Source organism: Collinsella aerofaciens (assembly GCF_040926185.1).
Taxonomy (GTDB): Bacteria; Actinomycetota; Coriobacteriia; order Coriobacteriales; family Coriobacteriaceae; genus Collinsella; species Collinsella aerofaciens_BC.
Genome location: NZ_JBCOIQ010000022.1, coordinates 1 through 21,180 on the forward strand (window position 1 = coordinate 1; position 21,180 = coordinate 21,180).

The window sequence follows — 21,180 nt, forward strand, 5'->3', positions numbered from 1 at the left end:
GGTATCGGGTTCCCACATTCATCCGCACATGTGCGGATGAATGTGGGAAGTGTTCGGATGAAGTTGATAATCAAGGAAGTAGTCAAAAAAGCTCCGTCCCAAATTAGCTAGCTTGCTCTGGCGGGCGGGAGCAGGTAAGATATACCGAGCGCCTAGCGCGTTCGATGGGTTCGGATGACGACATGTTCCGAATCTGGTCAGGTCCGGAAGGAAGCAGCCATAAGGAGCCTCTGTCGGGCATCCGAATCCATCGAGTGCGCAGGCGTTTTTTTGGTGCCGCGGCTACCCGCGAGTGCCGGCAGGGCGCTTGGTGTCTCGCTGGTCCTCGGCTTCGCCTGCGGGATCGCTCGACTACCAAGCGCCCTGCCGGCACTCGCGGGTAGCCGACCAAAACCGCCTGAAGGGTCACATTTATCTGAATAGTTTAATCCCGTGCCTTTTGCTGCTCGCTGGCGTTGTCTGGGCATTGATGGCTACGTAGTTTAAGAGGCGGCGGTGCTGTTGTTTGAATTTTTGCAGTTAAAGAGGTCCGTTTCCCTAGGTGGGGAAACGGACCTCTTTTTGTCTCTGGGCTTGTGGATTGGCGAAGACAATAACCGCTGGCAGCTATTTTGAGTTCTTGATGCGGCGTGTGGCAGTGGCGGTTATTCCGAGGCCTGCGGCGGCGATTGCTGCGAGTGCGATTGCGCTCGGCGCTGTGTCGCCTGTGTTTGCGAGCTTGCCGGCGGTCGTATCTGCTTGTTTGCCGCTGTTTGTGTTCGCCTGCTTGGTGGAGCTTGGCGAGGTGTCTTTACCGGTCGCGGACGAGCCGGCGGGTGGTGTCGTCTCGGCGGGTTGCGCTGAGCCGGAGGGAGGCACTGTCTCGGTCGGTTTTGCTATCTCGGGCGAGGTGGCCTTGTCTGCCGCGGCTTTTGCCTCTTCGTATGCCTTGCAGGCGTCGTCATAGGCCGCTTGCGCCTTTTCCAAATCGCCGAGGAGCGCATCTCGCTTGGCTGTCTCTTCGTCGATATCGGTTTGACATTTTTCCGCATTGGCTTCGAACTTCGCGACGACACTTTCCTGGCTTTCGAGCCGGCGTTGGCAGTGGTGAAGATCATCTTCACAAGATTTTTCTCGCCTTTCTGCCGACATGATCTCACTTCGCAACTGCTTAATAGTTTCGTTAGAAGCTCCGTCGTCGATTGCCTTATTTAATTCTGCCTGAAGGCCGCTTGTCCGGTTGTGGGCCTCATCGTATTTGGCTTGGGCTGCATCGACGTTCGCTTGTAGGTAAAGAAGAGGTCCCCTTGAGTCGTCGGCTTCCTTCAGCATCCTGTCGCGGAGCGATTGCAAATCGGTAATCACATGCTCGATAGTCTCTAATATCTCAGGACCTGCGGCGTCTTTTGCGGCTTCGAGGTTTTTGAGCGCTTCCTGCATGGCCGCATGCGCTTTTTCTTTTTCGGTGGCCGCGTCTTCCGTCTGCAAGGCAACTGCACCGGTGGGGGAGCTGGTTTCTGCCGCGATCGCCGTTACGGGGGCGATTCCCGCGGCAAGTGCCACGGAAAGGGCGATGCCCATAGTTGCTCGTCTTGCTCTTCTTGCTCTTCTTGCGAGAATGTCGTTCATCTCGGCACCTCATTTCAAGGGTTGGCGACTCACTTGGTAGCACTAATGTAAGTATGTCAGGCGATTAACCCGCTCTTGAATCTCGCCAGAAATGACGAGTTGTTTACGCTTCTTTTGGGCTCACCGTACTATCATGATTCGAATTGAGTGTGAATGATGATAGGGAGCGCCTTTTTATGATTGAGTTGCTCAGGCGTTTTGGTGGTAAGTTTCGCCGGTATATGGTGATCGGCCCTGCGTGCAAGTTGATCGAAGTGATCTTTGACCTGCTGACGCCGCTCGTGATTGCCCAGATGATCGACAAGGGCATCGGTGCGCACGATGTCAACGCCGTCGTCCACTACGGTATGCTGCTTGGCGCCATGGCCGTGATCGGCATCTCGTTTACGCTCGTTTGCCAAAAGATGGCGGCGCTCACCTCACAGGGCATGGGCACCGATATTCGCGGCGCGCTCTACGGGCACATCAATAAGCTGAGCTATGCCGAGCTCGATCGCTTTGGCACGCCGTCGCTCATCACGCGCATCACCAACGACGTCAATCAGGTGCAGCTCGCCGTGGCGCTGGGCGTGCGCATGCTTATCCGCTGGCCTTTCCTGGCGGTGGGCTCCATGGTTGCGGCCCTCGCCATCGACCTTAAACTCGGCATTATCTTTTTGATCTGCACGCCCGCCATCGGCCTGGTGTTTTGGTTTGTCATGGCGCACTGCATCCCGTACTACAAGCAGCTGCAGGCAAAGCTCGACCGCATCGCGCTTATCTGCCGCGAGGGGCTTTCGGGCGCCCGCGTGGTCCGCGCGTTTGTGCGTGAGGACCATGAGCGTGAGCGTTTCGCCCAGGCGGCCGATGACCAGGCGCATGTCGCCATCGCGGTGGGCAGGCTCTCGTCGATTCTCAACCCCGTCACGTTTTTGGTGATGAACCTGGGCGTGTGCGCCATCCTGTGGGTGGGCGGCATTCAGGTCAACGTGGGCGAGCTCACGCAGGGCCAGGTCATGGCGTTCGTCAACTACATGACGCAGACCCTGACCTCCATCGTGTACGTCGCCAACCTGGTCGTGGTCTTTACCAAGGCGAGCGCCAGCGCGTCGCGTATCAACGAGGTGCTCAATTGCGTGCCGAGCATCACCGACGAGGGCAATCAGCCGGTTGCGCTGCCCCAGGCGCCCGCGACGGACGTCGACGCCCCGGCCCCTGCGCTGAGCTTTGACCATGCGAGTTTTTCGTTTGGCGCGGGCGCGGCAAATGCCGTCGACGATGTGACCCTGGAGCTGCCGCTGGGCAAGACGCTCGGAATCATCGGCGGCACGGGCAGCGGCAAGTCCACGCTCGTCTCGCTTATTCCGCGCCTGTATGATGCGGGCACCGGCAGTGTGAGCGTGATGGGTACCGACGTGCGCACTTGGCCGCTCGATCAGCTGCGCCATGTGGTTGCGACCGTACCGCAGCGCGCGTCGCTGGTGAGCGGCACCATCCGCAGCAACCTGACCTGGCGCGACGAGGCGGCAACAGACGAGGAGCTCTGGGCGGCGCTCGATATGGCGCAGGCCAGCGAGTTCGTGCGCAACAAGCCACAGGGGCTCGATGCCCCGGTCGAGGCGGGCGGCAAGAACTTCAGCGGCGGTCAGCGCCAGCGCCTGACCATTGCGCGTGCTCTGGTGGGCTCGCCGCAGATCCTGATTATGGACGACTCCGCCTCGGCGCTCGACTTTAAGACCGACGCGGCGCTTCGCCATGCCATCCGCAAGCGCAGCGTGCGCGGTGCCGCCGAGGGCGGGCTGCCGCTGACGACCGTCATCGTGAGTCAGCGCGTCTCGACCGTGCGCGACGCCGACATGATCTGCGTACTCGATCACGGCTCGGTTGCGGGCCTGGGCACACATGACGAGCTGTATGCAAGCTGCCAGCTCTACCGCGAGATTTGCCAGTCGCAGCTGCGCCGCGAGGAGCTCGAGGGCCAGCAGGGGAGCGCGGCGTCCGCGTCCGCCCCGACTGCCCCCGCATCCGTCTGCACAAAGGAGGGCTGTTAGATGAATCCGTATACTTCCTCCGGTTCGGTCGCCACGATGACGGCCAACGTGTCCGGCAACGATAACCTCAACGACCTGGGCGACGGTCCGCGCCAGCCCGGCGATCCCGAGCGCTATCCCGTGGGTGCGGTGACTCGCCGCCTGTTGGGCTACGTCCGTCCGCATCGCATTTCGTTTGCGGCGTCGTTTGTGAGCGCCGCCATCTCCGTTATCTTGCAGCTCTACACACCTATTCTCATTGGCGAGGGCATCGACCTGATTGTTGCCGCGGGCCAGGTGGATTTCGACGCACTGCTGCCGCTCGTCACCAAACTCTCGCTCGTCGTGGTGGGAGCCGCGGCCTTCCAGTGGCTGCAGGGCTACTGCGTTAACCGCCTATCCTACGAGACGGTGCGTGACATGCGCGTGGAGGCGAGTGATAAGCTCAGCCGCATGCCGCTCGGCTTTATCGACGGCCATGCCCACGGCGACCTCATGAGCCGCGTGGTCAACGATGTCGATCAGGTGGGCGACGGTCTGCTGCAGGGCTTCACGCAGCTCTTTACCGGCGTTATTACCATCGTGGGCACGCTCGCGTTTATGCTTTCCATCAACCTGACCATGACGCTCGTGGTGGTGCTCGTCACGCCGCTTTCCATCTTTGCCGCCGGCGCCATCGCCAAGCTCTCCAACAAAAGCTTTACGGCTCAACAGCGCATTCAGGGTCAGCTTGGCGGCCATATCGAGGAATACGTGGGCGAGCAGAAGCTTGTCGACGCCTTTGCCTACGGCCCGCGCGCTCAGCAGCGCTTCGATGCCCTCAATGCCGAGCTCTACACCGCGGGCGAGCGCGCGCAGTTTATGGGTTCGCTCTCCAACCCCGGCACGCGCTTTATCAACAACATCATCTATGCCGTGGTCGCTGTGATCGGCTGCGTGGGCGTGATCACGGGCGTGCCCGCGGCGCTCACGGTGGGCGGCGTGCAAATCTTCCTGTCCTATGCTAACCAGTACACCAAGCCGTTCAACGAGGTCACCAACGTCATTACGCAGATCCAGACGGCGTATGCCTCGGCGCGCCGCATGTTCGCGCTGCTCGATGCGCGCGAGCAGGAGCCCGATGCGGCGGATGCCGTGGAACTTGCTGCCCCGCAGGGCGAGGTCGCCTTTGAGCATGTGGACTTTAGCTACGTGTCCGACCGCAAGCTGCTGCAGGACATCTGCATCGAGGCCAAGCCCGGCATGCGCTTTGCCCTTGTTGGCCCCACGGGCTGCGGAAAGACGACGCTCATCAACCTGCTGCTGCGCTTTTACGATATCGATGCCGGCCACATCACGGTTGATGGCAGGTCTTCGCGTGACTACACGCGCGCAAGCCTGCGCCATGCCTTTGGCATGGTGTTGCAGGATACGTGGCTGTTCGAGGGCACGGTGGCGGAAAACATCGCCTACGGCTGTCCCGACGCCACGCGCGAGCAGGTTATCGAAGCTGCCAAGCGCGCGCATGCGCACAAGTTTATCGTGCAGCTGCCAGGCGGCTACGATACGGTCATCGGCGAGGACGGCGGCACGTTTAGCCAGGGTCAAAAACAGCTGCTGTGCATCGCGCGCGTCATGCTCACCGATCCGGCGATTCTGCTGCTGGACGAGGCAACGTCGAGCATCGATACACGTACCGAGCTGCAGGTGCAGGCGGCATTCGACGAGCTCATGGCCGGTCGCACGAGCTTTGTCGTGGCGCACCGCCTATCGACGATCCGTAACGCCGATTGCATCCTAGTCATGCGCGACGGGCAGATTATCGAGCGTGGCACGCACGACGAGCTGCTAGCGGCAGGCGGCTTCTACGCCGAGCTCTACCGCAGCCAATTCGCCCAGTGAGCAAGACGCGGGACATGTAACGCAGCGCTAGGGCGCGAGCGTGTCAACGGGGGCAACGATGATGCCCTCGGGCGTTGTGTGGACCGGCATGCCGAACCCGATGACGATGAGTTTGGCCGCGGGAGGCCTCTCGCCGCGTTCGACCAGCTTGCGCTCGAGTCGAAGCAGGTTTGCAGACGCCTCGGGGATCTGCGGGCTTCCGAGTTTTACTTCCACGGCAATCCAAGTTCCATCGCGCCTGTGTATAACGGCATCGACCTCGAGATCGTCGGCGTCGTGGTAGTGGGACACCGATGAGTCATTTGCGGCGGCATAGACCTTAAGGTCGTGCAGGACGAGGGATTCGAAGAGCAGCCCCAGTGTCTTCGGGTCGGATGCCAATGACTCCGGATTTGCTCCGAGCAGCGCAACGGCAAGCGAAGGGTCGGCGAGGTGCCTTTTCGCACTTTGCCGCAGCTTTACCGGCGACCTGAGCGCCGGATGCCAAGCCGGGATATCGTCGATGATATTGATTCGTCTCAGAGCATCCATGTATCTGGAGACCGAATTCTTCGAAACGCCGGTACCGATATCTTTATCGATGGACTTCGATCCAGCAAGTGTCGACTCATTTCGCGCAAGCGATGTCAAAAGAGACCTGACCTTGACCGGATCACGTTTGACGCCGTCAGTTCTAGAAACATCCGATTCGCATACGCCATCAACATAAGCAGCGGCAATCCGCATAGCATTTTCAGTTGTTTTCCCCATCGCTTGAGGCCAACCACCGCGACACAGCAAATCGGCGATGCCGGCGACACCAGCGATCGATCCGACCGCCTGCTTGGCGGGGTGGCCGGAAAGCAGCGCTCTAATCGAAGCCGCGCCCGAAGAAACGCCGAGCTCAAACAGCGTCATGGTATCCATTCGCAATCTAGCTATTCGCCCAACGCCGCTATGCATTGGCTGCTTCGAATCTTGCGGCGTTGCTGAGCCCGTAAGAATAAACTGTCCGGATTCTCCCTGTCTTGCGTCACACTCGAAACGTATGGCATCCCATAGTTTTGGTTCTTCCTGCCATTCGTCGATGAGTCTAGGCGACGGTCCTGCTATTGCCTGCGCTGGGTCGATCCGAGCCAACTGGAGAGCGGAAAAATTTCCAGCCGGATCGGAAAGAGACAAGGATGATTTGGCAAAACGTCTGGCCGTAGTGGTCTTTCCGCACCACTTCGGGCCTTGAATGAGAACCGCACCGAAGATATCGAGATTATGCCTGATTGCCTTGTCGATGCATCTGTCTACATACCTATCCATACCGTCACCTTCTCAACTTGCCTTGATTATGTATTTTACCAGCTGCGTGGTGACGATTGACGGTAATCTGTGGTGACGATTGATTACGAACTATGGTGACGATTGGCGGGTATCTGTGGTGACGGTTGTCATCGATTCGGGGCATAGGGCAGCTTAGCTGTCTCAAAGCTTATAGATTTCGGGGCTTGCGCTGCGGGCGTTTTTGTCCATTGATGTCGCCTGCGTCGCCAATCGGCAGACGGTGGTTTACATCTGTCGCGTTAGTACTAAGATATTCATCTAATAAATTGCATTAGTGGCTTTAGTTTTGGGGGAAACGAGCAACGTGACTATGACATGCTCTTTGGTGGTTAACAGCAAGAGCGGTAATACCAGGATGGTTTCGGGCGCGATCAAGCGCGCTCTGCAGGCTGCGGGCGTTGAGTTTGTCCACGCCGCGGCGTTGAGTGACGATGCGGATGCCGAGCAGGTCGCGCGCGAAGCGCAGGGGGCTTGCGCGGCCGATACCGTGCTCGTCGGTTTTTGGTGCGACAAGGGCGCATGCACGCCTTCGGTCGCGGCGTTGCTCTCCGCCCTACACGGCAAGCGCGTTTTCCTCTTTGGTACCTGCGGCTTTGGTGCCGATCAGAGCTATTATCAGCAGATTATCGATCGCGTGTCGTCCAATTTGGCAGAGGATGCCGAGCTTGCGGGCTGGGCGATGTGCCAGGGCAAGATGGGCCCCGCGGTCAAGCAGCGTTACGAGGCCATGCTCGAGCAAGATCCCGACAATGCCCGTTTTAAGATGCTGCTCGACAACTGGGTCGCCGCAAAGGATCATCCCACCAAGGAGGATCTGGACAACATGGCGATGGCCGCCAAGAAGGCCGTTCTGGGGGAGTAGGTCCATCTTCTAAATGCAATGCCCTCCCGGGTGGCGGCCCTTTATCGATGGAAGGCCTCATAAGCTGAAGTTCAATCCCCGGGATGCGTCCAGAGTGGGACGTGCTTTCCCGATGGGTGGGGTTTCGGAAAGTGGGGACTGGATTTTGAGCCTAGAGTGGGACATGCTTTCCCAAAGGCCGCTCAACGGGAAACCGCATCCCACTATTAGCCCGAGAAACGGGATGCACTTTCCCAAAGAGAGCCAACGGGAAACTACGTCCCACAATCAGCTTCCAAAGTGGGACACACTTTCCCGTTGAGGGTTGTTCCGGAAAGTGCATCCCGGAATTGATACTCAGAATGGGACGTCGTTTCCCGTTGAGGGTCTCGGCGAGACCGAGTTCAAGCGTGTGGCTGCCGATGGCAACCTCGCAGCCGGGACGGCCTCGACGCTTGGGATTGACCTGACCGCAGATGATGACGGCGCGCAGTACTACTGCCATGTGGGTTACAACGATGTTGGCCTCGATACCGGTGTGACGCTCGTGAATATCGCGACCGAGGAGACAGCACCCACAACGGTGAATGCCACCCCGATCCGCACGCGCCGCCTGTTCTCACAGGCAAGTGCGGGCGCCAAGAAGTTCTTGGACCATACGCTGGTAAACACTGCCGGCCCCACCGACTCCGAAGGCTCAAAGGACCCCGAGACTCCTGAGACCCCGACGAACCCGGACAAGCCCAAGTCCGACAACGGAGCTAAGACCGACACCAAGGTCAAGACTACGACCACAGCGAAGAACCTCGCAAACACCGGCGACCAAACATTCGCCCTAGTCGCCACCGCAGCAGCAGCGGGAGCAACGCTCGTAGTGATAGCCCTCATCATGCTGATCAAGCGCCGCAAGACCCACTAGTAGCCAGTCGAACATATCGACAAAGTAAAACCCGGGTAGCCAAACAACTGGCTACCCGGGTTTTCTCTTTATTAGAAATCAGAGTCTTCAAGGCAAGAGCCCGATTCAACCAGAGACACTCCGAATACTCCCCATGACAAGTCGCGCTCCAACAACGAGGCGTCTGCCCGGGCGGCGCGGAATGTAAGGTTCATCGCGAGTTCCGCACGAGCCGGAGAGCACTTAATGTGCTCTCCGTGCGAGCAGGACTGCCCGAGCAGGGAACCTTACATTCCGCGCCGCCCGGGCAGACGAACCGGGATAGACCCGCAGCGACCCGCTACTTGATCTTGGTCGTACCTGGCGCCAGGTTGGGGTCGGTTTCGTTGGCCTCGGTCTGGAAGTGCTCGGTGTACACGTTCTTGCCGTCGCGGAACATCTCGTAGTACTGCATCTTGGCGTAATCCTCGCGTGCCTTGGTGGCGGCTGCTGCGGCGGCGTCGTCACCGGTGACGTTGGAGGAGAGCGCCCAGCGCAGGCTGGCGTCCTCGTAGCCCACGGAGTTGATAGCGGGCAGCGACTCGCGCAGCGTCATGTGCGCTTTCTGGTAGTCGGTCAGCGGGGCGCCGATCAGCTGCATCAGCTGAGTGGACAGGTAGTTGGTGGACAGGTCATCGGTCTCGCTCGTCTGGTCGCAGCCGGCGACGTCGTAGTTAGCCCAGATGATGTAGTCGGTCTGCCACAGGCGCTCCTGGTGGGTGGCGTCGTCCTCGTCGGTAAACCACTTGTCATTGAACTTGGACGGGAAGAACGGCTGGTGGTCGCCCCAGAACACCACGACCACCTTGCGGTCGAGCTTGCTCAGGGCGTTGAGGAAGTAGCGCAGCGCCTGATCGGACTGCTCGATGCACGAGACGTACTCGTCGACATCGGACAGCGTGCCGTCCTCGATGGTCTTGGCGTCCAGGTCGGTCGTGTCGATGTTCAGGTGCACCTGCTTGTCGAGCGGCACCAGGCCCGTGTCGTAGCCCGAGTGGTTCTGCATGGTCACGTCGAAGATAAACTGCGGATCGGCGTTCTGGTCGAGCAGCTCAAGAATCTTGTCGTAGGTAGCCTGGTCGGTCACCATGCCGCGCAGGGTATCGGCGCCCTGGAAATCGTTGATGGACAGGAACTGGTCAAAACCAAAGTCCTTGTAGACGTTCTCGCGGTTCCAGTTGGTTGCGTGGTTGGGGTGCATGGCCGTGGTGGAATATCCGAGCGATTTGAACTGCTCTGCCAGATTCCCGGTCGTTTCCATGTTGTAGATGGTGTAGGGGTACACGCCCGAGCCCAGGTTGGCCATGGAGTTGCCGGTCATAAACTCAAACTCGGTATTGGCGGTGCCGCCGCCGTAGGCGCTCACGTAGAGCTTGCCGCGGCTGAGGCAGTTGGACAGGTTCTTAAAGTACTGCGGGCCTTCGTAGCCGGCGCGCATGTTCTGGTAGATCGAAAGATCCGAGAAGGTCTCGTTCATGATGGCGATGACCGTGGGCTTCTCGCTGTCGAACTGCTCCTTTGCGGCGGCGCGCTCGTCGCTCTTGGCCGCGTCGGACTTGTCGTAGGCCTTGGCGTACTTTTTGAGCGTGGCCTTGGCATCGTCGACGGAGTAGTCGGCGGGTTTGGGCGGCTTGATGGACTGCGCCGCACTAATAAAGGCAGGCAGGTAGCCCTCGCGCCAGTAGCTCTCGAGCGGGCGCCAGGTGTAGACGGTGATGCCGAGGGTGTTGTAGTAGTCGATGAGCGTGACGTGTGCGGTCACACCGCCCAGGCACAGCACGGCGACGAGCAGGTTGGTGAGCAGCATGCGCTTGGCGTTGGCGGCGCCCTTCTGACGGTGCGGTGCCACCAGGCCGGCGTACTCGCACAGCAGCATGGCGATGGCGGTAAAGCCCATGGACAGCACGCAGAACAGTGAGATCGAGAAGGTGTAGCCGGTGCCGGCGACCGCGGCGGCGGTGGAGATGGCCGAAAGGTCGCCCGGCTGGATGGGCATGGATTTAAACGTGATGACGAAGAACTCGGCAATGCCCAGGACAAAGAGGGCAAAGGCCAGGACCGCGGGAGCTGCGCCGTGGCGCTGGAACAGGAAGAACAGGCCGGTCATGAGCGTGGTGATGATGGCCCACTCGAGCAGGATGCACAGGGGGTAGACCCAGGTAAAGTCGTGGTTGGACGATACCTCCATGCCTAGCAGCGCAAAGACGCCGGCGAGCAGCAGGCACAGCACGGCGGCGACGAGTGGCTTGCCCACAAAGGCGCCGCGCAGGCGGGCGAGCTTGCCGGTGGGAGCGGGGGCGTCGGGCGCGGCGAACGCAAAGACGCGCGGGGCGATGCGGTCGCGTGCGATGCTGGCCCAAGCGCAGCCGGTGAGGATGGCGTTGGTCAGGATGAGCATCACAAAGGCGAGCGGCTCGTTTTGGGCGACGAGGCCAATGGCGCCCCAAATGGTCAAAAAGACCTGGAAAAGACCGAAGGCGACGCTCCACCCAAGAGCGCTTTTGGCAACGGTGCCCGACTGAGCGCGAATGGCCTTGGCCTCGCGCAAGACAAGGTAGACGGTCGCCGCAAGACCGACGAGCGAGATGGCGGCAGCGAACATGCTGAGACTCCTCACAAACTAAAACCTACGAAAGCGGGGGTTTACCCGATTGTTACTAAGATATGCGCTGCAATTGGTGGCTGCGCACAACAACCAGCCATATTAACGCGCACGTGTGGCGGTGTGGCGCAATGGAGTGGCGACCTGCGCGATAATGGACGGGAATTACACGGAAACGTAAAGGCTTCTTAAAGAATTAGCGAGGATAGAGCTATGGGCGAGCAGGTTTGTATGACGGGCACCGAGTACTGCGGCGGAGCTGTGGGCGTGGACGCGGGCGGCTATCCGGTCGAGACTACGGGCAACGCGGCGCTGGACATCTTGGAACACCGCTCGTCCACGCGTGCCTTCGCGCGTGATGACGACGACCGCCCCGTGGCGGTGACCGACGAGCAGCGGGCGGCGATCTTGCATGCGGCGAGCCGCGCGCCGTCGGCGGGCGCCATGATGATGTATTCCATCGTGAGCATCCGCGAGCAGGCTACGCTGGACCGCCTGGCCGACCTGTGCGACCACCAACCCATGATTGCCAAGGCGCCCTGGGCACTAATATTTGTGGTCGATTATGCCAAGTGGATCGATCTGTTTGAGCACGTGGGCTGCTTTGAGCCCGAGTTTGTCGAGCGCACGGGCAAGTCGCCCCGCCGCGCACCGGGTCTGGGCGACTTTGCCATCGCGGCGCAGGATGCCGTGATCGCTGCGCAAAACGCCGTGGTTGCCGCCGAGGCCCTGGGCCTGGGGAGCTGCTACATTGGCGACATCGTGGAGAACGCCGAGGAAGTTGCCGAGCTGCTCGATCTGCCGCCCTATACCATGCCGCTGTCGATGCTCATCATCGGTACGCCCCGTAAGGAGCGCCCGGCCATTGCACATCCCGTGGTGAACCTGGTGCACGAGGAGCGCTACTGCCGTGCGGACGACGCGACTATGGATGCGCAGGTGGCCGAGATGGATGCGATGTTTCGCCCGCACGCCCGCGAGGTGGGGGAGCGCGTCGTGGATATCTACACCCGCAAGCACACGAGCCCCTTTATGGCCGAGATGAGCCGCTCCATGGAGTGGTGGTTCAAAAACTGGCTCGGAAAATGACGGACGTGACAAAGGGACAGTCCCTTTGTCACATTCCATATCGCCGCGGTGGCCTAAAGGCCGTATAAATGTTTATTTAGCTGGGAAAACAGTGCCATTCAAACATGGGCCGATTACCTATAATTCCTTCGAACATTAAAGTTGGGAGGAAACCGGCTTATGGAACAGAAGGCCAAGGAAGCAGCCTCGCACGCTGCGATTCCTGTGAGCATCTCGGCGATGCTCGTCACGCTGGGCGTGGTGTACGGCGATATCGGCACCAGCCCTATGTATGTAACCAAGGCGCTCGTTGCCGGCAACGGCGGCATCGGAAGCGTGACGGAGGAGTTCGTGCTTGGCGCGCTCTCCCTTGTCGTGTGGACGGTCACGCTGTTGACCACCATCAAGTATGTGCTCATCTCGCTGCGTGCCGATAACCATGGTGAGGGCGGCATCTTTGCCCTGTACAGCCTGGTCAAGCGCTGCGGCAAGTGGCTTATCATCCCCGCCATGCTGGGTGGCGCCGCGCTGCTCGCCGACGGCATCCTGACGCCGGCCGTTACCGTTACCACGGCCATCGAGGGCCTGCGCACCATCCCGGCGGTCCATGCCGTGCTGGGCGATGACCAGGGCCGCGTCGTCGCCATTACGCTCGCCATCATCATCGCGCTCTTTTTGGTGCAACGCATCGGTACGGCCAAGATCGGTCACGCCTTTGGCCCCATCATGACGCTGTGGTTCCTGTTCCTGGGCGGCACGGGTCTGTTTTTTGTCTTCCAGCACCCCGCCGTGCTGCTGTGCCTCAACCCGGTGCGCGGCATCGCCTTTTTGCTGAGCCCCAACAACCACGCGGGTATCATGATTCTGGGCAGCTGCTTCCTCGCTACCACCGGTGCCGAGGCGCTCTACTCCGACATGGGCCACGTCGGCCGCGGCAACATCTACGCCACCTGGCCGTTCGTTAAGTGCTGTCTGCTGCTTTCCTATATGGGCCAGGGCGCGTGGCTTATCAACAACGCCGCCAACCCCGAGCTCATGGGTATCGCCGACCTCAACCCCTTCTACCAGATGCTCACCCCGGGCCTGCGTCCCTTTGCCGTCGGCCTTTCCACCGTCGCGGCCATCATTGCCTCGCAGGCGCTCATCACCGGCGCATTCTCGCTGGTGTCCGAGGCCAGCCGTCTGGACCTTATGCCGCACATGCAGGTCTTCTATCCTGCCGAGACCAAGGGCCAGCTCTATATTCCCATGGTCAACAACGTCATGCTCGTGGGCTGCGTCATCGTGGTGCTGCTGTTCCAGAACTCGGCGCATATGGAAGCCGCCTACGGCCTTGCCATTACGCTGACCATGATGTGCACCACGCTGCTGCTCTTCTTCTACCTGCACGAGGAGCGCAAGCTCAAGGTTGCTCCGTGGATCTTCGTGGCCTTCTTCCTTTTGCTCGAAGGCTTCTTCTTTGTGAGTTCGCTCACCAAGTTCTTCCACGGCGGCTATTTCACCATCCTTATGGCTGCACTCATCATGGGCATTATGGTGTGCTGGTACAACGGCACGGCGGTCGAGCAGCGCCAGTTTACGCTACTGCCGCTGCGCAGCTACCTGCCGCAGCTCAAGCGCCTGCGCGACGACGACCGTTACGAGCTCGTGAGCGACAACATCGTGTACCTGACCAAGGACACCCATACCGACTACATCGACCGCGATATCGTTTACTCGATCTTGGATAAGCATCCCAAGCGCGCCCGCGCCTGGTGGTTTGTGAATGTCGAGACCATGGACGAACCGCACACCTTTGCCTATTCGGTCGAGACGTTCGGCACCGACTACGTGTTCCGCGTGCATCTGTACCTGGGCTACAAGATCAACCAGCGCGTCAATGCTTACCTGCGTCAGGTTGTTCAGGACCTGGCTGCCACCGGCGAGCTGCCGCCGCAGACGCATGACTACTCGGTCTACAAGGATCCGGGTAACATCGGCACGTTCAAGTTCGTCCTGATCCGTAAGCTTCTGGCGCCCGAAAGCGATGTGGAGCCCAGCGAGCGTACGGCCATCACGCTCAAGTACATCATCCGCCGCGCCGCCGGCACGCCTGCACGCTGGTACGGCCTGGAGAACTCCAACGTGAGCTTTGAGTATGTGCCGCTGTTCACCAAGTTCAAGGCTGTGAACAAGATGCAGCGCCTGGCCCCCAACGAGCGGCCGTAGTCGACGCTCGAGGTTTGTCTGCGAACGGGCGGGTTTGTATTGACGGGGATTGAGTCCTGGGAGGAAACCATGGATGCAAAGGTGCTTGACGGTTGCGATCTTGCGACCGAGCTGGTGCGTGAGGTACGCGCCGATGCTGCCGAAGATCGGTTCTTTACGAATCGGGCCAACATGGATATGGCCGACCGCGTGATTTCGATCGTGGTGACGGTGCTTGTCGCGGCGTGCGTGTGCGCACTGCTCGCGCACGTGCTGTTTGTCTAACGACCGCAGGTTGCAAAGGCTTTACACTTGGAACCACCACAAGGGGAAACCACCACAAGGGTGCCTGTCCCCTTTGTGGTGGTTTTTGTTTTTGAGAGAGGGGCGGGACGCTGATGGACGTCCGTACGGACGGCGATATTGCCGATAGCTTTTGGTGGCGGCGCACAACGCTGACGCGCCGCACTCCTCTGTATGACGCCTGCGTATCGGTGGGGCTGCTGGTCGCGGCGACGATTGTGGGCGCGCTGCTCGACCATCCGGGTCTCGCGCCGAGCATCATGATCGTCTATGTGTTCGCCGTTCAGCTGTGCGCATTCTTTACCTGGAGTCGCCTGTATTGCTTGCTGAGCTCGGCTGCCGCCGTGGCGCTCTACAACTTTTTGTTTGTCGACCCGCGCTACTCGCTGTCGCTTATCGACCGCGGCTATCCCGGCATGTTCTTCATCATGTTCGTGGTTTCGCTTGTGTCGAGCTCGATTGCGTTGGCCCTGCGCCGCGCCTTGGCACAGGCTGCCGCCAGCGACCGCCGCACGCATATGGTGCTCGAGACCAACCGCATGCTGCAGCGGTGCGCCGATCAGCATCAGATCGTTCACGCCATGGCCACGCAGCTGGCGCGTCTTTCGGGCTGTCCGGTTGTGTGGTACAGCGCCGACGCCGAGGGCGATGACCTGCTGCCGCGTGCGACGTACACGGCCGTGGGCGATGCCGCCCCGGTGCACGAGCTGGCGCCGCAGATGCCGCCGAGGCTCTCGGCGTCCGCCTACGTGGGAACGCCGCTCGACGCCACGTTTGGCGGTTCGGCGTTTTATGGCATCTACCTGACGGTTCGCACGGGCGACGGCTTCGTGCGCTCGGGCGACCCCGCCTCGGTGGTGGGCGTGCTGGCTATCGTTGCCGAGCCCGATGTGCTAACACACGAGGAGCGGACACTTGCCGATGCCATCGTGAGCGAAGGCGAGCTGGCACTCGATCGCGCCCGCGCCATGGAGGCCCGCGAGGAGGCGGCGGTGCTCGCCAAAAACGAGCAGCTGCGCGCCAACCTGCTGCGTTCCATCTCGCACGACCTGCGCACACCGCTCACCAGTATTTCGGGTAATGCCGACGTGCTGCTCGACCAGGGCTCGACCGGCACCGCCGTGCTCGACGCCCAGACGCGTCGCGGCCTGCTCCTGTCCATTCGCTCGGATGCGCAATGGCTCAACGCCACCGTCGAGAACCTGCTTGCCATCACCAAGCTCGAGGGCGACGGTATGCATCTGTCGACTACGCTCGAGCTCATGGACGATATCGTCGAGGAGGCGCTGCGCCACGTAAATCCGGCTGTGCGCGAGCACGACCTTAAGGTGGTGGCGTGCGATGAGCCGGCGCTCGTCAATGTCGATGCGCGCCTGATGGTGCAGCTGGTGGTCAATCTGGTGAACAACGCCGTCACCTATACGCCCGCAGGCTCGCATATCGTGATTTCGATTGGCGTCGACGATGGGCACGTGACGTGCTCGGTGGCCGATGACGGGCCGGGTATTGCGCCCGAGGACCGCGAGCGGATCTTCGAGTCGTTCTATACCGCCAACCACGGTCTTGCCGACAGCCATCGCAGCGTGGGCCTGGGTCTTTCGCTCTGCCGCTCCATTGCGCTGGCGCATGGCGGTAGCATAGAGGTTGCCGCGGCGGACCCGCACGGCTCGGTCTTTACGATTGAGCTTCCCGTCGCCGACGTTTCGTTTGATAAGGAGTAACGCTGTGCCGAACTCTGCCGTAAAACCGCTCATCTTGGTCGTTGAGGACGACCCCGCCGTTCGTAACCTTATCGTTGCCGCGCTCGAGGCGCACGGCTTGCGCCATATGGCCGTGGAGACCGCCCATGCCGCCATCGCCGCCGCCTCATCGCAGACGCCGAGCATTGTGCTGCTCGATTTGGGCCTGCCCGATATGGACGGCGTCAAGGTGGTGGAGTCGGTGCGCACATGGTCGGGCATGCCGATCATTGTGGTCTCGGCGCGCAGCGAGGATGCGGACAAGATCCGTGCGCTCGATGCCGGTGCCGACGACTACCTGACCAAGCCGTTTTCGGTCGAGGAACTGCTCGCGCGCATTCGCACGACGCTCAGGCGCCTTTCGTATGCGCAGACGGGCGGCGTTGTCTCCGAGGGTTCGTTCGATACCGGCGAGTTGCATATCGATTTTGATGCCGGCATCGCCACGATGGATGACGAGGAGCTGCATCTGACGCCGATCGAGTACAAGCTCCTGTGCCTGCTGGCGCATAACGCCGACAAGGTGCTGACGCACCAGTTTATCCTGCACGAGATTTGGGGCACGGCAACTAAGAGCGACCTGGCGAGCCTGCGTGTCTTTATGGGCACGCTGCGCAAAAAGATCGAGTCCGACCCCGCGCATCCGCGCTATATCCAAACGCATGTGGGTATCGGTTACCGACTGGTCACCCAAGGCTAGATCGCCAACCACCATTCCAATATGAGTTGCGGTGAAATACGGTCTAAATATGCCTAATTCCAGGCAAAACAGTCCGTATTCCACCGCAACGTTGTTTATTTGCCCTTGGGCTTGCTGGCGTAGAACTTCTTCTTTTTGAGCTTGCCGGTGGGGGAGGGCTTGCCGGCAAAGTTGGACTTGCCGTTGCTGGCCTGCGCGTGCGCGGGTGCTGCCGCGCGAGGCTTGCGGGCCTCGGGGTTACGCAGCTCCTCGGTTCGCTCGGCAATCTCCTCGGCGCTAAAACCGACCTCGGCCATGGCGTCCTCGATGGGCAGTCGGCGCACGATATAGCAATGGTGCACCTTCTGGTTGCGCGCGAAGTCCTCGGGGATGGTCTGTGCCGTAATGTCCTCCAGCACGACGCCCGCGCGCGCGAGCTTGCGCGTCTCGGGGCGGAAGCCGCGCAGGTTGCAGCTAAAGATGGCATGGCCGCCCTGCGCGAGCAGGCGCGATACGCCGGCCAACAGCTCAACATGGTCGCGCTGGACATCCCAGGTACGGCGGCCCATCTTGGACGAGTTCGAAAACGTGGGCGGGTCGACAAAGATCAGGTCCCAGCGGTTGCGCGTCTGACGCTGGTCACGAATCCAGGCGAGCACGTCATCGCGCACAAAGTGATGCTGCGGCCCCACAAAGCCGTTCTGACGCATATTGCGCTCGGCCCAGTCCAGATAGGTGTTCGAGAGGTCGACCGTCACGGTCTCCTCGACGCCGCCGTCTGCCGCGTAGCAGGTGGCGGTGCCGGTATAGGCGAACAGGTTGAGGAAGCGGCGCGCCTGCTTGGCGTGCTCGCGCACCAGGTTGCGGGTGACGCGGTGATCCAGGAAGATGCCGACGTCCAGATAGTCGTCAAAGTTGACGGCAAAGGTGAGCCTGCCCTCTTCGATGAGCGGCAGGCGACGGCGCGCGATGTTGGCGCGCTCGCCCGAGCCGCCCTTGCCGGCGCCCTGCTTGCCGTACTGCGAGCCGCCGCGCGAACGCATGCGGGCCTTGGCGTGCACATGCTCGGCCGGAACATCAAGGATGCGCGGTGCGATGGCCAAGATGTCGAGCATGCGGGCCTGGGCCAGCGCGGGATCGATGGTCTTAGGCGCGGCGTATTCGGCGATGACGAGCCAGCGGCCCGGCGTCTGCGGGCAGCCCTCGTACAGATCGATAGCGGCAGAGTAATCGGGCAGGTCGGCATCGTAGACGCGGTAGCAGCTCACGCCCTCGCGCTTGGCCCACTTGCGGCGCAGACGGGCATTCTTGCGCAGGCGGTTGGCGAACTGCTCCGACTCCGGGATGAGCACGGGCAGTGGCTTGCCATCGCCCAGGTCGAGTGTGGCGGCAGGCTCGGGCATGGGAGTGCCGGCGGCGTTGTCGTTGACTTCGTCGGCATCCGTGACCTCGGCCTCGGCATCTGCGCTGGTCGCAGCCTCAAACGCCGCGGCGGCGTGGTCGAGCGAAGGCCAGACTTCGACGGTCGCCTCCTCGTTGTTGGGCATGACGGCGATCGAGCGCTCGGGCTCGGCGTGGAGCGCGCGGGCCAGCAATCCGTCGCGGGTGAGCGCGGCGACCGGCGCCGAAGCGAGCTCGGGCGCGCGGCGCAGCTCACCGACCAGCGTCATGGCGTCGTGCATGAGCGAAAGCGGGGTCTCGGTGGTGTCTGCGACCACGGCGGCGCCGGCGACGGCGCCCGCGTGGTCCAGTACGGTTGCGGACTTGGCGGCGCAAAAATCGACAAAGCGCTTGTAGCCGGCGCACTTGACCATGCGCTCGGCGGTCTTGCGGGCGGCGGGGTCAACATCCGCGGCCACGATGCGTGCCTGGCGCTCGCGTGCTGCCGTCTCGCGCTCGCGTGCCTCGGTAAGCAACTGCTCCCACAGAGCGGCGTCGTGCAGCTGCCAGCCCTCAAAGCCCCAGCGCTCGCGTGCGGCGCCTGGGGCGCGGTCGGTCAGAATATTCACGGCCTCCAACAACAGACCGCCGCCGGCGCACGAGGCGTCGATCAGCGTAGGAAGGGCTTCGTCCTCGTAATCGTCGGCCGTTAGCTCGCGCTCGCACAGTGCGGTCCAGCCGACCTGTGCCAGCACCAGGGCAGCGTAGTCGGGGCGCAGCACGTGCGTGCCCTCGCCGGCACGAGTCGCGGCGGGCGGCAGGCGCTTGAACAGCGGGTCGCCCGAAAGGTCCAGGCTTATGCTCGCGCGGCGCTGGCGCAGCGAAAGCAGCAGGTGAACGTCGGGATCGGCGGCGTCGACATCGGCGCGACGGCCCGTGGTCTCGGCCAGACGGTCGCACAGCGCGTCTTTGGCGCGCAGGGCCGAGAAGCGCGTGTTGCGCAGCTGCTCGGTCACGCCGCGGGCGGTGATGGCGATGGTGGCGCCGGGGCGAACAATGCCCTCCCAGGCGATGTCGTAAACGCTATCGTACAGTTCATCGGCATCTTGCGCCTCAAAGCGCCCAAGCATCACGAACACGCGGCTGGCCAGGCGCGACCACAGACAGGCGCGGTAGCCTTCTTCGAGCTCGCCCTCAAATGTAGCGCGGCCTTTCAGGCGGCGGACATGCGAAAGTCCGAGGCGTTTAAGCTCATCGGCGAGTGCGGACTCAAAGCCCTCGGGGCAGCTTGCGTAAAATTCCATGGGTGACCTCTCTGGTTGCGTCGCTCCATTATATGATGGATGCTTCGTTTGCCCTTATCCTCGAAAGGAACCCATATGATTGATGCGTGCTCCTTGATTCCCATTTTCATTGCAACAGCCTCAGGACTCGGGGCCTCGCACAGGCTCCCGCCGCCTTACAGAACTGAAAGCTGGGCGTAGGGCAAATCCATGGCACGTGACCTGCGATTGCTCGGCCATAGATGGCGTAATCGAGGCCAAGGGAGGGCATCATGTGCGAGGGAAACGAGAGCTGGTTCTGGCACGCGAACGACATGGTGGTGGCGGGCGACATGAACCTCGTGGTCCGCGTCCTGTGGGTCGCGCTCATCGTAGGCATCGGCGTCGCGACGATGGCCACGCTCTGGATCGTCACGAGGTAGCGCGCCACGAACGGATGACGAGGCACGCGGCGCATGCCACGCTGGCGGAACCCTAGCCTCGCTGCTGGACAATCTGTTCGATGAGCTCCGCGACGGAGTCCTCGGCTGCGTCCCCGATCAGGTGATGGGCCGCGGCCTTCGCCTCTGGCATCGCGCCCGCGACTGCGTAGGAGTTCGGCACCTTTTCGAGGAGCGTCACGTCGTTTTCCGAGTCTCCGATAAAAGCGACCTCGTCCAGCGTGACCCCAAGGCTGCCGAGAAGCGCGTCGAGTCCGTTTACCTTGCTCCAGCCAGCCGGAACAACATCGAGGAAGAATGGGACGGGCGAGGGGAAATCAAGCTCTGGGCAGGCTTCCTTGCATCGACTCCGAACGACTTCCGTCGGGGCGGAGCTGACGTTGACGAAGATGCCGGCGGTGATGACGTCACGGTTCGTGGGCACGTCTCCGAGCGCCATGTCTCTTCCGGAGTCCTTAACGATTTCCAGGGCGAATTCGTCGCCAGGCTCGACGGCGCAGAGGAACTGCTCGCAGCGTTTGCCTGTCTCATCGACATCGGCGACTAGCCAGAGTGACGTCCCCGCGTAGGGGCGTACGGCGCTATCGAGCTTGACGAGGGCCTCCGTCGAGAGCGTCTTTTTGAACACGAGTTCGCCGCTGGAGAAGACCTTCTTTCCGTTGGCCATGATGCCGGTCGAGAAACAGCGCGCGTCGCCGTCAAAGGCATCGGCCAGGTCGGCGTAGTCGCGGCCGCTTGCGGGGCCGAACGCGATGCCCGCATCAAGCGCCGAAAGAATCGCGCTGTGCGTGCGCTCCGATACGACCCTTGAGCCAAACGGCAGCAGGGTCCCGTCCATGTCTGCGAGGATGAGCTTTATCAAGGGGTCCTCCCGTTTCGGTCTGGGCGTCGGTGCGCCGGTGTGCGTCG

At 61.5% G+C, this 21,180-nt stretch carries 15 protein-coding genes and 1 other RNA gene; 11 read left to right on the forward strand and 5 right to left on the reverse strand.

From position 1 onward, the window contains the following. The first annotated feature begins 161 nt into the window (after positions 1 to 161). Positions 162 to 257: signal recognition particle sRNA small type (gene ffs / locus AB5750_RS08320), an RNA gene on the forward strand. Between the two features lie 349 nt (positions 258 to 606). On the opposite strand, the gene AB5750_RS08325 is transcribed toward ffs, so the two are convergent. Continuing rightward, on the reverse strand, positions 607 to 1,608 hold the full coding sequence (locus tag AB5750_RS08325) for a hypothetical protein (RefSeq protein WP_368145996.1): 1,002 nt from the start codon (positions 1,606 to 1,608) through the stop codon (positions 607 to 609). 176 nt (positions 1,609 to 1,784) lie between these two features. Here AB5750_RS08325 and AB5750_RS08330 point away from each other — a divergent pair, with 176 nt between their 5' ends. Both AB5750_RS08330 and AB5750_RS08335 read left to right on the forward strand, forming a co-directional pair. Further along, complete coding sequence (locus AB5750_RS08330; RefSeq protein ID WP_368145997.1) at positions 1,785 to 3,638, forward strand: ABC transporter ATP-binding protein; 1,854 nt, start codon at positions 1,785 to 1,787, stop codon at positions 3,636 to 3,638. Next, positions 3,639 to 5,498, forward strand: a complete 1,860-nt coding sequence (locus AB5750_RS08335) for an ABC transporter ATP-binding protein (RefSeq protein WP_368145998.1) — start codon at positions 3,639 to 3,641, stop codon at positions 5,496 to 5,498. Positions 5,499 to 5,525: 27 nt separating this feature from the next. On the opposite strand, the gene AB5750_RS08340 is transcribed toward AB5750_RS08335, so the two are convergent. After that, positions 5,526 to 6,791, reverse strand: a complete 1,266-nt coding sequence (locus AB5750_RS08340; protein ID WP_195622320.1) for an ATP-binding protein — start codon at positions 6,789 to 6,791, stop codon at positions 5,526 to 5,528. 331 nt (positions 6,792 to 7,122) lie between these two features. Between AB5750_RS08340 and bilS the strand changes: the two genes are divergently transcribed. Both bilS and AB5750_RS08350 read left to right on the forward strand, forming a co-directional pair. Further along, entirely contained in the window at positions 7,123 to 7,674 is a 552-nt protein-coding gene (gene bilS / locus AB5750_RS08345; protein WP_368145999.1) for a flavodoxin family protein BilS, read from the forward strand. A gap of 316 nt (positions 7,675 to 7,990) precedes the next feature. Beyond that, positions 7,991 to 8,572: an LPXTG cell wall anchor domain-containing protein gene (locus AB5750_RS08350; protein WP_368146000.1), complete on the forward strand. Its 582-nt coding sequence runs from the start codon at positions 7,991 to 7,993 to the stop codon at positions 8,570 to 8,572. A gap of 319 nt (positions 8,573 to 8,891) precedes the next feature. Here the strand turns inward: AB5750_RS08350 and AB5750_RS08355 are convergent, their stop codons facing one another. Continuing rightward, positions 8,892 to 11,192: an LTA synthase family protein gene (locus tag AB5750_RS08355; protein ID WP_368146001.1), complete on the reverse strand. Its 2,301-nt coding sequence runs from the start codon at positions 11,190 to 11,192 to the stop codon at positions 8,892 to 8,894. A 213-nt stretch (positions 11,193 to 11,405) separates the two neighbouring features. On the opposite strand from AB5750_RS08355, the gene AB5750_RS08360 reads away from it, so the two are divergent. From AB5750_RS08360 to AB5750_RS08380, 5 genes are all read left to right on the forward strand, one after another. After that, entirely contained in the window at positions 11,406 to 12,281 is an 876-nt protein-coding gene (locus AB5750_RS08360; protein ID WP_368146002.1) for a nitroreductase family protein, read from the forward strand. Between the two features lie 159 nt (positions 12,282 to 12,440). Next, complete coding sequence (locus AB5750_RS08365) at positions 12,441 to 14,468, forward strand: KUP/HAK/KT family potassium transporter (RefSeq protein ID WP_368146003.1); 2,028 nt, start codon at positions 12,441 to 12,443, stop codon at positions 14,466 to 14,468. 69 nt (positions 14,469 to 14,537) lie between these two features. After that, on the forward strand, positions 14,538 to 14,732 hold the full coding sequence (locus AB5750_RS08370) for a hypothetical protein (protein ID WP_006235656.1): 195 nt from the start codon (positions 14,538 to 14,540) through the stop codon (positions 14,730 to 14,732). A 113-nt stretch (positions 14,733 to 14,845) separates the two neighbouring features. Continuing rightward, complete coding sequence (locus AB5750_RS08375) at positions 14,846 to 16,471, forward strand: sensor histidine kinase (protein WP_368146004.1); 1,626 nt, start codon at positions 14,846 to 14,848, stop codon at positions 16,469 to 16,471. A 4-nt stretch (positions 16,472 to 16,475) separates the two neighbouring features. Further along, positions 16,476 to 17,189 (forward strand): response regulator, encoded by a 714-nt coding sequence (locus tag AB5750_RS08380; protein WP_368146005.1) that lies wholly within the window; start codon positions 16,476 to 16,478, stop codon positions 17,187 to 17,189. 95 nt (positions 17,190 to 17,284) lie between these two features. On the opposite strand, the gene rlmKL is transcribed toward AB5750_RS08380, so the two are convergent. After that, entirely contained in the window at positions 17,285 to 19,852 is a 2,568-nt protein-coding gene (rlmKL, locus tag AB5750_RS08385) for a bifunctional 23S rRNA (guanine(2069)-N(7))-methyltransferase RlmK/23S rRNA (guanine(2445)-N(2))-methyltransferase RlmL (RefSeq protein WP_368146006.1), read from the reverse strand. A 251-nt stretch (positions 19,853 to 20,103) separates the two neighbouring features. Between rlmKL and AB5750_RS08390 the strand changes: the two genes are divergently transcribed. After that, complete coding sequence (locus AB5750_RS08390) at positions 20,104 to 20,253, forward strand: hypothetical protein (RefSeq protein ID WP_158567043.1); 150 nt, start codon at positions 20,104 to 20,106, stop codon at positions 20,251 to 20,253. A gap of 52 nt (positions 20,254 to 20,305) precedes the next feature. Here the strand turns inward: AB5750_RS08390 and AB5750_RS08395 are convergent, their stop codons facing one another. Further along, positions 20,306 to 21,133 carry an HAD hydrolase family protein gene (locus AB5750_RS08395; RefSeq protein ID WP_368146007.1) on the reverse strand — a complete coding sequence of 276 codons (828 nt, stop codon included), beginning with the start codon at positions 21,131 to 21,133 and terminating at the stop codon, positions 20,306 to 20,308. Positions 21,134 to 21,180 lie beyond the last annotated feature (47 nt).